Source organism: Nostoc sp. UCD121 (assembly GCF_014222285.1).
Lineage (GTDB): Bacteria > Cyanobacteriota > Cyanobacteriia > Cyanobacteriales > Nostocaceae > Nostoc.
Window position 1 is genome coordinate 1 of the sequence record NZ_JACKZS010000260.1, and the last position, 9512, is coordinate 9512.

General features: G+C 42.3%; 15 protein-coding genes. 6 read left to right on the forward strand and 9 right to left on the reverse strand.

Annotation, left to right across the window (positions count from 1 at the left end; all coding sequences use genetic code 11):
- Positions 1 to 363: 363 nt before the first annotated feature.
- The 9 genes from GNF10_RS32310 to GNF10_RS32350 all read right to left on the reverse strand — a co-directional run bounded on the left by GNF10_RS32310 (position 364) and on the right by GNF10_RS32350 (position 3849).
- Positions 364 to 681 (reverse strand): hypothetical protein, encoded by a 318-nt coding sequence (locus tag GNF10_RS32310; RefSeq protein ID WP_185583434.1) that lies wholly within the window; start codon positions 679 to 681, stop codon positions 364 to 366.
- Between the two features lie 39 nt (positions 682 to 720).
- Positions 721 to 1494 carry an ERF family protein gene (locus GNF10_RS32315; protein ID WP_185583431.1) on the reverse strand — a complete coding sequence of 258 codons (774 nt, stop codon included), beginning with the start codon at positions 1492 to 1494 and terminating at the stop codon, positions 721 to 723.
- Positions 1495 to 1511: 17 nt separating this feature from the next.
- Positions 1512 to 1772 carry a hypothetical protein gene (locus GNF10_RS32320; RefSeq protein ID WP_185583429.1) on the reverse strand — a complete coding sequence of 87 codons (261 nt, stop codon included), beginning with the start codon at positions 1770 to 1772 and terminating at the stop codon, positions 1512 to 1514.
- 8 nt (positions 1773 to 1780) lie between these two features.
- Positions 1781 to 2008: a hypothetical protein gene (locus GNF10_RS32325; RefSeq protein ID WP_185583426.1), complete on the reverse strand. Its 228-nt coding sequence runs from the start codon at positions 2006 to 2008 to the stop codon at positions 1781 to 1783.
- Positions 2005 to 2220, reverse strand: a complete 216-nt coding sequence (locus GNF10_RS32330; RefSeq protein ID WP_185583424.1) for a hypothetical protein — start codon at positions 2218 to 2220, stop codon at positions 2005 to 2007. The genes GNF10_RS32325 and GNF10_RS32330 overlap by 4 nt, the downstream gene beginning before the upstream one ends.
- 65 nt (positions 2221 to 2285) lie before the next feature.
- A complete protein-coding gene (locus tag GNF10_RS32335) occupies positions 2286 to 2732 on the reverse strand; it encodes a hypothetical protein (protein ID WP_185583423.1) in 447 nt (148 codons plus the stop codon).
- Positions 2729 to 2902, reverse strand: a complete 174-nt coding sequence (locus GNF10_RS32340) for a hypothetical protein (protein ID WP_185607358.1) — start codon at positions 2900 to 2902, stop codon at positions 2729 to 2731. Before GNF10_RS32340 ends, GNF10_RS32335 begins: the two co-directional genes overlap by 4 nt.
- Before the next feature lie 79 nt (positions 2903 to 2981).
- Positions 2982 to 3548 carry a hypothetical protein gene (locus tag GNF10_RS32345; RefSeq protein ID WP_185583421.1) on the reverse strand — a complete coding sequence of 189 codons (567 nt, stop codon included), beginning with the start codon at positions 3546 to 3548 and terminating at the stop codon, positions 2982 to 2984.
- Positions 3549 to 3657: 109 nt separating this feature from the next.
- Positions 3658 to 3849 carry a hypothetical protein gene (locus GNF10_RS32350; RefSeq protein ID WP_185583419.1) on the reverse strand — a complete coding sequence of 64 codons (192 nt, stop codon included), beginning with the start codon at positions 3847 to 3849 and terminating at the stop codon, positions 3658 to 3660.
- A 340-nt stretch (positions 3850 to 4189) separates the two neighbouring features.
- Here GNF10_RS32350 and GNF10_RS32355 point away from each other — a divergent pair, with 340 nt between their 5' ends.
- The 6 genes from GNF10_RS32355 to GNF10_RS32380 all read left to right on the forward strand — a co-directional run bounded on the left by GNF10_RS32355 (position 4190) and on the right by GNF10_RS32380 (position 9321).
- Positions 4190 to 4516 (forward strand): helix-turn-helix transcriptional regulator, encoded by a 327-nt coding sequence (locus tag GNF10_RS32355; protein ID WP_185583418.1) that lies wholly within the window; start codon positions 4190 to 4192, stop codon positions 4514 to 4516.
- A 188-nt stretch (positions 4517 to 4704) separates the two neighbouring features.
- Positions 4705 to 6309: a hypothetical protein gene (locus GNF10_RS32360; RefSeq protein ID WP_185607359.1), complete on the forward strand. Its 1605-nt coding sequence runs from the start codon at positions 4705 to 4707 to the stop codon at positions 6307 to 6309.
- A gap of 92 nt (positions 6310 to 6401) precedes the next feature.
- Positions 6402 to 7613 carry a hypothetical protein gene (locus GNF10_RS32365; protein WP_185583416.1) on the forward strand — a complete coding sequence of 404 codons (1212 nt, stop codon included), beginning with the start codon at positions 6402 to 6404 and terminating at the stop codon, positions 7611 to 7613.
- Positions 7597 to 7863, forward strand: coding sequence for a hypothetical protein (locus GNF10_RS32370; RefSeq protein WP_179076878.1), 267 nt, complete (start codon positions 7597 to 7599; stop codon positions 7861 to 7863). Before GNF10_RS32365 ends, GNF10_RS32370 begins: the two co-directional genes overlap by 17 nt.
- 83 nt (positions 7864 to 7946) lie before the next feature.
- A complete protein-coding gene (locus GNF10_RS32375) occupies positions 7947 to 8156 on the forward strand; it encodes a hypothetical protein (protein WP_185607360.1) in 210 nt (69 codons plus the stop codon).
- 142 nt (positions 8157 to 8298) lie between these two features.
- Positions 8299 to 9321: a hypothetical protein gene (locus tag GNF10_RS32380; protein WP_179076910.1), complete on the forward strand. Its 1023-nt coding sequence runs from the start codon at positions 8299 to 8301 to the stop codon at positions 9319 to 9321.
- Positions 9322 to 9512: the final 191 nt, after the last annotated feature.

The following is a 9512-nucleotide window of genomic DNA, read 5'->3' on the forward strand; positions in this document are numbered from 1 at the left end:
AAGCCTTGAATCACTCCCAGGCTAAATTTGATACTGCACAATCGTGCGCTACCCCCACAACGACGGAGATACTGTAGACACAGTGAGGAATGGTCAGTAGAGGTGGGGTAAGTAGATTTCCTCGGCATAATCTTGACTATGACTCTATGATTTGTAGATGATGTGAATTGAAAAAAAATCCTTGACCAGGCGGCATATCTGGGAAATGAACGCAAATCATGCCGTGTGCTGAATACTGAATTACTGTACCTGTTTGCCCCAATCTGGGGTCTTGTTATGCAACTGTTTTAATGACTTTGACAACTGAATTAATTGGTGGAAAATTAGCCATTTCTAATCCTTTAATGAACAGCCTATTATTGATTAGTAATTGGAGTTTTCACCGATACCATACTGCCATCTTAGAAAACTGACGGGAGTACAAATTTCTTGCCAATCACAAGATCCTATTGGTGCATTCCAGTCATATCGGTATTCCTCTCCAAAATACCCCAGTCCCCAATGCCAGCCATCATATTCCGGCTGTGACTCCCATCCAAACCAGAGAGCAACATTTACTTTAATCAGATAGAAGAACTTAATCATCCATCCGCCATCGTAATCAGAAATAAAATCATAATACTCTCCTAAAAAGCGCTCATTTGTTAATGCAATTAAATCCATTCTTGACCAAAGATTCATTTTTACTCTACCTCCTAGTTTGAAGTATGATTTTTCTTCTCAATTCAGTTCTGGTAATTGTGCAAGCGCTCCTTCCATCCAGTCGTTGATTGCTCTTGTTTCATCTACTCCTCGTGCCACAGCATCAATTACGTGTCTCTGATAAGAATTAACAGCATGATCAGGATGTCCAAACTTATTACCAGCCCAAGCCAAACACATAGTTTTCACTAGCTCATCAATTTGGAGAGAATCAAGCTCACTCGGACTGGTAACATTTCGAGAATGCAGCCACTCTTTGACTAAATCGAGTGGATAATTTAAAAGTGTGCGAACTTCTTTAACTCGCAAATCTTTTGGGTTGATTGATGGTGCAGTTACAGCTTGTTTTGGTGGCTGGACTCTATACTGTTGATTGTCTTTGCGGGGTCTAATATTATTTTGTACTTGTTCAGGCTTTTGAGGAGTAGTTGCACCTTCAGCATCATTATCTTCATCTGCCGTCACTGATAAAATTGCACAAACCGCATATCGTCGTGCATAAGTTAATGCTGCACCAAACTTTTGAGAATCACTGATTTCGGGTAAAGGATAAGTGCTGGTGATATTCTCTCCAGATTCATGAAAAATATGAGTCCGTAGTACGGTTTTACCTTCAAATATTTCGGTGGTTTGAATTATTACTAATCCATGTTTACTAAGCCCGGGAGTGACAGCATCTAATACAGCATCAAGTGTTGCATATTTGCGCTTGTAGTGAGGATTAGTACCATCTTTTTGAATCGGATTAAACTCTGCCTTTGCCTTGATTAAAGCTTTGATTAATTCTTGCATTAGTCAATTCCAAACTCTTACCAATCGTTTTCGTTGACATCACCAGACACTTTTTTGCTAGATTTAGCCTTAGCTATCTGAAACTCTGAGGCTTTCAGCACAGGCATTACCGCTTGTTTTACCGAAGCTTTGGCTTGTTGATAGAGAAATTGGGTTATCCCATCTGCGTCTTCTCCATCTTCGACTTGTGCCCAGAGAGAACAGCCTAGTTCTAGAGATTCATAGTCGCCTAGATTAAATTTTCTGGAGTAGCTAACAGATACAGTTGTAAATTTCATTTTGATTATCAATTTTCTTCGTTACTATCAACCATTTCAATGCTGAGTATTTGACATAAATCGCTAGCTTTTACACCAATAACTCCTGGTTGGATTTCAGTAGATAATTCCTCAATCATTGAATGAAAGCCAGGGTCTTGATCATTTATTTCTACTTCAATCAAACCTGCATCATTCGATATAACAGTTGCCCAAATTGGCAAAGCTTGAGGAATACTAGTTGCGTAGAGTTTCATACTTCTATATCCTGATTAAACTTGACCTCAACTATTTCTTCAACACAACCCATTGCCTCGCTCAAATAGTGCAGGACATCACCTAAGTGAGTCGCTGCTTCTGGGTCAATCTTCTTGTCTGCAATTAACAAAAGCCAGTTTTCATCTTGGGCGATTGCCTGAATCTTCAAATAGCACGAATTGAACTGATTCAGTATTTCTGTGGTTTCCATTGGTATTATTTATGAAGCTAAATAGTTTTATTGAGGAGGTGGGCCGTCAAGACCCACCTTTTTCCTTACGCTGCAACTAAATCTCTAGTTTTTGGAACGTATCTTTTTAGTCGCTCCCACTCGTCATTCGTCAGCGAATCAAATTGTTTATCTAGCAATTCCTCTTCCGTGGGTGGTTCTCCCGTATCTGTTGTTGATACCCTTGCCACCTTTATAAATTGGTCTAGTCCAACTGCTGCATCAATCGGCTCGGCGTATCGAATCTTATCTACAGCATTCGACCAGTGCGTAATATGTTGAAATATCACCCCAATCATGGAATCATCTGTGTATACTCGATAAGTTTTGGGGCAAGCTCCATTGACGTACACAAGTTTGTATCCTGTGACTTCGATAATCTCTGCATAGGGGTCGGTTGGAGGAAGGAGTATTTTCTCTGTTGGCTCATCTAACTGGGCTTCTTGAAGAGAAAATGTGGTAATCATATTCTGTGCCATGATTTGAATTGTCATAAATTTCGTTGTAGAGGCGATTGCATTACTCTTGGGCTGCAATCGCTTTTCTTACTTCCAGTACTAGGGATTTTCATGACCTCTGCATTCGCATCTGTAACAGGTAGGAGAATTCTCTCTTGATAGTTACCTACTTGAAGCAAGAAGTTACTTGCTGCACTTTGTGTCATGATTCACTTCATTAACGATTTAGCTTGAAGGCGATTGCATTTCTCTTGGGGAAGCAATCGCCCTTTCTCCTTCAGCAACTTACGCCGCTACTGCCGCTCGGACTCCCAGCAGCGCAATCACTTGTTCTGCACTCGGAGCCACACGATTGACTCCGTACTGTCTTGGTCTTGCGTACCACTCTTGTTGATTGCACCCGACGAAGCCGACAAAACGCCCGTCTTGGTAGAGTTTAGTGCTGAATGAGAGCCAGTCAACTTCACCGTGATATAGACCAAAAACAGCGCAGGCTTTTTCTAGTTCCTCGCTTAAACGTTCGTTGCGCTCCAATGGGGTTTCCGGTAGAGTCGCCTTGACCTCTGCAACTCTTGTAGCGAACCAGTCACGCTCGAATGGTAGCCGTCCGCCTTCCACAAGCTGCACCCATACTGTGATTCCGCCTTCGATCCAAATGGTGCGAACTGATTCGGGTTCTACTTCGATAATCTCGCCAATGATGCGACGATCTCTGCTGGTGAGAGGATCTTGGGTGGGGGCTACAGCTTCGGCTTGGGTTTCGAGGTGGGTGTACAGTTCTGCTTGGGCGAGGGTTTGTTCATCAACAGAAGAACTAGGAATTGCTTGCTGTGTATGTGTTGTATAAGGCATAATATTGATCTCCATTCAGTTGGATAAAAGGCGATCGCTTACTTCTTGGTCGGAGGGGCGATTGCCTTTGTTATGTGTGCAAAGAACGTTGTGGTTTAGCACAACGCTCTCAAAATGATTTGGCGTAGCCATCAAAGCTAGTTGCTTCAAGAGCAAGACAGCAGACAGCAGCATCAGGAGATGTATAAGGAAGTGCTGTGTTCGGAAGAGGACACTCTACTAAATTCAGCTTTGCTGTAAAATCTTTAATTTCTAGACGAATGGCACTAAATAACCAGTTTTTTAAGACTTGGTAGGTCATCGAGATCATCTTCGTTGGCTTGAGCATTACAAGTTTGGCTTCCGGCTGCTAGTCCCGGTGGCACTTGGTTTTGTGGTTAATTGAATGAGTGAATGTTTGGTAATTTGGCTTGCGAACCCTTGATTGCGTTCGGGTGCAGACGGTTCGTTTTTCTTACCCTCATGCACATAATATTAGTACACCTATTAGTAGTAGTCAATAGAGTAGTAGTTACTTTTAGATAGAGATTTGTAATACTACTATTGGTTGCACATAAGCAACTCTAATACCAATAGATGTAAGTCCTATATGTTTACATCCAATAGTAGTACCACTATAATAGGAGTATTATTTGGAGAGGATGATTGTGTTTATCGCATTAAAAAAATTGAGAGAGGCTGCGGGTCTTTCTCAGAATGACCTAGCTAGAAAGACTGGTTATAGTCCTCAGTTCATCCAAAAAATTGAACAAAATAAGGTTAAATCACTCACATTAGATGCAGCAGCAAGATTCTGTGAAGCCCTTAATTGTAAGCCTGGAGACTTGCTTGAGGAAGGTGAGCCACCCAAAAGACTAAGAATAGAAAAAGGTGTCACGCTCAATTCTCAAGCAGAAACAGAGACTTTAGCGAATAAAAGGAAAATTCTGGGCGAAAGTGCAGAAGTTGATCTCCTAAAAGCAGCGTAAAAGCTAAAAGCGACCGCCCGCCGACCAAAGCAATGCGATCGCCTGCTCAATCCGTTGATCACAAAGTGAGCTTATTATAATGCTGACACATTTTTGTGCAAACACCCTTCAGTATCTCCTCAGTTCACTTTGGTTAAACTGCAACATCCCAACTTTCAAGCATTTACCATACATAGTGAGCAAGAGATATGCTGACACTAGACACAGAAGAGACAACAGCACTCGATTACAGTGTTGTCAACGCCAGCATCCAGGAAACCTTCACTGCCATTGACAAATTTGAGTGGCAAGCAATAGATGAACTGAGCCTTATGCGAGACAAAGGCTATTACTTTGATGGTGGACACGAAAGCTTTGAAGACTATTGCGAGAACGAGTTAACCAAACACGGGGGATATCGCCGCGTCAGGGATTTACTGTCTGCAAAGAAAGTAGTGGATACTCTGCCAGAGGAACTGAGGGTAAAAATCACTAAACCCTCTCAAACTCGCCCTCTACTCCGTTTGGTCAAAACTCCTGATAAGTTAGAGCAAGCTGTTGCGATCGCAGCCAAAGAAAAACCCTTCCCCACTGCTGCCGATTTTGCTCTTGCAGTACAGAAGGTCGTTCCAAAAAATACGTCACCCACTAGAACCAGTAGCACAAAACAAGAAAAAGTCAAAACGCAATTGTGTAATTTTGCCACTGTTTCTTCCCTTTCACACCCTCGTTATGGTGAATCAGGAGTGATTGAAGCAGATGCACCAAATAACTATCAGCAGATTGTCACCTTTAGCGATGGTGAGAGGCTGCTAGTAAACAATAGTGATTTGGCTGATTTAAATGACGCAATTGTGTCCGAATCGAGTGGGCGGACTTACCCAAAAGAATATTCTGAAGCGATCGCTGCTATTGAAGAACGCCATAAACAGGAGTTAGAGCGACTCTCCCAAGAAATGAGGATTGGTTTGCAAACAGAGGCCACAGCCAAAGCCGAAGAACAAGTGCAAGAGCAAATCCAATCTCTGCAACAACTATTCAAGCAACAGAAAGAAGAAAATATCCAGTTGCAGCAACGGCTTTCGGAAATGGAAGGGTTGAGAAAGCTGGAGGCTGAGAACCAACAGCTTAGGCAGCGTATTCAGGATTTGGAAAATGCTGTAGAGCAACGTCCCTCGCAACAGTGGGGGAATACCATGACCCAGCAAGCGACCAAAGCGTTGAACAAGCAGGTGAAACAGGCGTTAGAAAAGACAATTGATTTGCGATCGCTAGCCCAAGAACCACCCAAGGAGAATGCACAAGAATGTTTGCGGCTGATGGGCATGGCTTTGAAAAACTTAGCCAGTGCGATGAACAATACTCAAGCGCTCGAAGCGGCAGCGATAATTCTGGGGAGTGAACCTACACCAACTGCGATCGCGTATCGAGCCGAACAATTGGAAATGCTACCCCAGGCAGTTAGCGACATTAGGGCAGTGTTAGCTAAACCTGGGTGTAGTTCGCAGGAGTTTTGGGCAGTGGCGCAAGAATACGAGGTGATTAAGTCGGATTATTGGGCAGAACTTACCACCCAGGAAACAGAATTAATTTCCACACTCCAGAACGCATCCCTTCAACCGCGCACTATTGGCATCGGTTCTATTGTTGCCCATGCTGACCCGTACCGGACTCTGTATTTGGAGAGAGGCGAAGTTGTAGACGAGGTAGGGGGCAAAGTAGTTGTCGCCTGGGATCACTGGCGCAATGAGTTGAAAAAGACTCAAAGCTATTCCAGGGAAGAGTTGCGATTCTGGCAGGGCGAAAACCAGTAGATAAAGACTCGCTAAGAGAATAGCCAAAAAACTTAAACGCGGCATGGGTGCAATGTCGCCCACATTGTCATGGAAAAATTTAGGAGATAAATATGACTACAGCATTAAAAGCAATCAACGGTGGCAGCAAACAGCGTAATGAGCGCAAACAAACGGACGCAGACAAATCGATTAGACCACATTGCAAAGTATCAATTGAGGATATCAACTGGGTTCGTCAGCAACCTCCATCTGTGCAACAGCTTTGGTTAGACTCTGTAGCGGCTGAACAATTTGGAGGTTCTGCTCATAAACTCGATACTAACCTCACCTACAAATCTTTCCAAAAAGCAGGGGCAGCGTTAACGGCTCAAGGATTATTTCAGTTTGAGGAAGTGTTTGGTCGCTTGCCTTCCGGTAGACCAGGATTGATTAGCTATCGTGTTCGTAACCTTCACGGTTATTACAATCGCTTTTACTGGGAATCGTCCACGTCTGCGGAAACCAGTTCTTGTGACGAGAAAGCCGTCCACGCCGGGGAGAAAGTAAACCAGTCCAGACGGAATGAAAACCACCCCGAAGTGGAACGAATCCAGCCTGATTTGGAATCATTCCAAAAGAATGGTCAAAAAAGTGAGGATTTGCAAGGGTTCCAAAAACCTAACAACGTTTCTAACTACCTGTTAACTACCTACCAACAACCAACTAAGGTTGTTGGTATGGTAGTTGGTTCTGACGCGCCAACTGAAAATCTGCGTGTTGAAGAAACGGCTCATGCGCCCTTGAGGGGCGCGTCGCCTTCACGTACTGAAAGCGCGTCAGAACTTGAAGACTTGCCTGTGGCAATAGACTGCACGACGCTAGCGCTTGTGGATGATGCACAGAGTAATCCCGCTTCGTTGTTGGTTGAAAACCAGGATTGTGGCGTTGAGGCGGCAGTCTCTCATGAAGGTACTTGTTCCGTCGCACCCGTCGTTGTAAATGAATTTTCTTCAACTTTAGCGATCGCTAATCAAACACAGGGGCAAGCAGAACAAAATAATTCCGCTCCGTTGTTGGCTGAAAACCAAGATTGTAGTGTTGAGGTGAGGGACTGTCATGAGGGTATTTGTTCCGCCGCGCCCGTGTCATTAAATCAAAGTGAGATATTTGAATGGTTGGATAGAGCAAACCTTGGAGAATGCCCCCCATTGTGTGTAATTCAATATTTACTAGACAGCAAGTATTACGCCAGTATGAGGGCAACAATCACCAAGTTTGAGAAGCAGTGGAATATATCTGTAGTCAATTATCAGGTGCAAAAATCTAGTGATACCATTTCATGAAAAATCTGATACAGATGTAAGGCGTGAAAACTTTGCTGCGTCTAAGTTTTTTAATTGCGAATTGCGAATTGCGAATTGGTATGAGGCGTTGTTTACCACTGAAGACATCGCCATGAGATCCAAAGTTAGACTATTGCGAATGGAGAAACTGAAGATGGCTTCTCTGGTTGGGGAAAATCCTGGTTTTGACTCCCTCCAACAATGCTGGAATGATGATCCTGCTTTGCAGATTGTGATCAAATTTTCTTAGAGGAAAAAGGCGATGCCGAAGGCGGGCTGCGCCTACGCGGTTTGGGGGTGCGATCGCCTTTTTGTTTAAGTTTTGGAGGGGCGATGCAGGAGGCGGGCTGCGCCTACGCACCTCAGATTACCTTTTATGTGAACTCTGCCAAATGTCGCCAGAGCATCAGCCAGAGTAAGCGAGATTGTCGAGGATCAATTAAGTTGTTGCGATCGCAACTGCACTCAACTGACAATTTTGATTTACGGCTCTTAACTTGGCCGATGATTCAACAATCCATGCCCTTTTTGCCCCATAGTTGATTATTGTCCACATCTATCTTGTTAAGAAACATAAATAAATTGACAAAAAATATTGCATTTTAGGCTCAATTGTCTAATTTCTTATCAGAAAACCTATCCTTTTTAATTTACTATCAGAAAATCTATCCTTGTTAAATGATTTATGCTTAAATTTACTAAAGCAATTATAATTGCTTCTTTTCTTGCTTTATTCTGTGATGATTTTGCTAAAGCACAGTATCTTACTATTCCTGAGAATTTACCAAAGAATATTACAAACAATGTTCCACAAGACGTTGCTAATATAGCTGATTATGTACATTATCTAAAGTTTGGTCGTTTGGCAGTACGTTATCCGTCTAGTTGGAATGGTGGTTTAAGACCTCAAGACGACAGATACCAAATCTCAAACGTAGATAGATTTACTGGAGGATTAAATGAGGTATATGTCGGAATTTTTGCTCCTGTAAAGATACTAGAACAAGCAGGGGTTGTTGGTTACACACCAGAAAGAGCTTTAGAAACCTATCTAAGATTTCTATCTGGTCGTTACAAGATAAATGTAACGCAGTCTCAAATCCAGCAGGTTACGTTATATGGAAAAACTTTGTGGTTATGGAGACAACCAAACAATGTTGAAGATGGAAAAAAATACGATGCTCTTTGGATTGGTTATATCAATGAATACGGTGTATTAAACGTCATCACGGCAACTACTGCCCCTGGTGAACTTAAAAAATTTCAACAGTCAGTTTTGGCGATAGCACTTTCAACGACATATATACCACCACAAAGAAACCTAGACAGCCCAGAAGCTGACTTAAGGGATTTTCACCAGAAAGTAGGAAGCGGGAATGTAGATAATATTGAGCAAAACTTCTGTCAATCTGACAGATTGATGATAGCTGCTTCTGATGTATTGTTCGGAAGACAGATGAGAGAGTTACTTGAGACGTACATAAAAATCGGATCTGCTTTCACAAACGTAGATATGTCCGACGTTTACTATGATACGAGGTTCTATGATCCTCAAAAAGGCAGAGCCATTGTTAAAGTTTCAGGTAATGTTACTTATTCTGATAACGGAAATACAAGAGTTGTTTCAATTCCTAACTACCTAAAAAAAGAGGCATTTCGTTTAATTAAAGAAAACGGAAAATGGAAGCTATGTGATACTGCTAGATAGTTTCATAAGGACGCAATAAGCTTTAGGTATTTTCTCTTCTTCAAACTTCCTTTAACTTGTCCGTATTTTACTTGATCAATATAAAGCTTTAGTAAAAAAATCTACAATTAAGTGTGAATACTGGACTTTAATGATATTTTTTAGATAAGGAAGTACGAAACTGGCAAAGGGAGATAGCGAATCAGTAGTAC

Bases quoted from the DNA above. Each gene is read 5' to 3' on its own strand.
- GNF10_RS32310 (WP_185583434.1), bottom strand. From the start codon at position 681: ATGAATCTTTGGTCAAGAATGGATTTAATTGCATTAACAAATGAGCGC.
- GNF10_RS32315 (WP_185583431.1), bottom strand. From the start codon at position 1,494: ATGCAAGAATTAATCAAAGCTTTAATCAAGGCAAAGGCAGAGTTTAAT.
- GNF10_RS32320 (WP_185583429.1), bottom strand. From the start codon at position 1,772: ATGAAATTTACAACTGTATCTGTTAGCTACTCCAGAAAATTTAATCTA.
- GNF10_RS32325 (WP_185583426.1), bottom strand. From the start codon at position 2,008: ATGAAACTCTACGCAACTAGTATTCCTCAAGCTTTGCCAATTTGGGCA.
- GNF10_RS32330 (WP_185583424.1), bottom strand. From the start codon at position 2,220: ATGGAAACCACAGAAATACTGAATCAGTTCAATTCGTGCTATTTGAAG.
- GNF10_RS32335 (WP_185583423.1), bottom strand. From the start codon at position 2,732: ATGACAATTCAAATCATGGCACAGAATATGATTACCACATTTTCTCTT.
- GNF10_RS32340 (WP_185607358.1), bottom strand. From the start codon at position 2,902: ATGACACAAAGTGCAGCAAGTAACTTCTTGCTTCAAGTAGGTAACTAT.
- GNF10_RS32345 (WP_185583421.1), bottom strand. From the start codon at position 3,548: ATGCCTTATACAACACATACACAGCAAGCAATTCCTAGTTCTTCTGTT.
- GNF10_RS32350 (WP_185583419.1), bottom strand. From the start codon at position 3,849: ATGACCTACCAAGTCTTAAAAAACTGGTTATTTAGTGCCATTCGTCTA.
- GNF10_RS32355 (WP_185583418.1), top strand. From the start codon at position 4,190: ATGATTGTGTTTATCGCATTAAAAAAATTGAGAGAGGCTGCGGGTCTT.
- GNF10_RS32360 (WP_185607359.1), top strand. From the start codon at position 4,705: ATGCTGACACTAGACACAGAAGAGACAACAGCACTCGATTACAGTGTT.
- GNF10_RS32365 (WP_185583416.1), top strand. From the start codon at position 6,402: ATGACTACAGCATTAAAAGCAATCAACGGTGGCAGCAAACAGCGTAAT.
- GNF10_RS32375 (WP_185607360.1), top strand. From the start codon at position 7,947: ATGCAGGAGGCGGGCTGCGCCTACGCACCTCAGATTACCTTTTATGTG.
- GNF10_RS32380 (WP_179076910.1), top strand. From the start codon at position 8,299: ATGCTTAAATTTACTAAAGCAATTATAATTGCTTCTTTTCTTGCTTTA.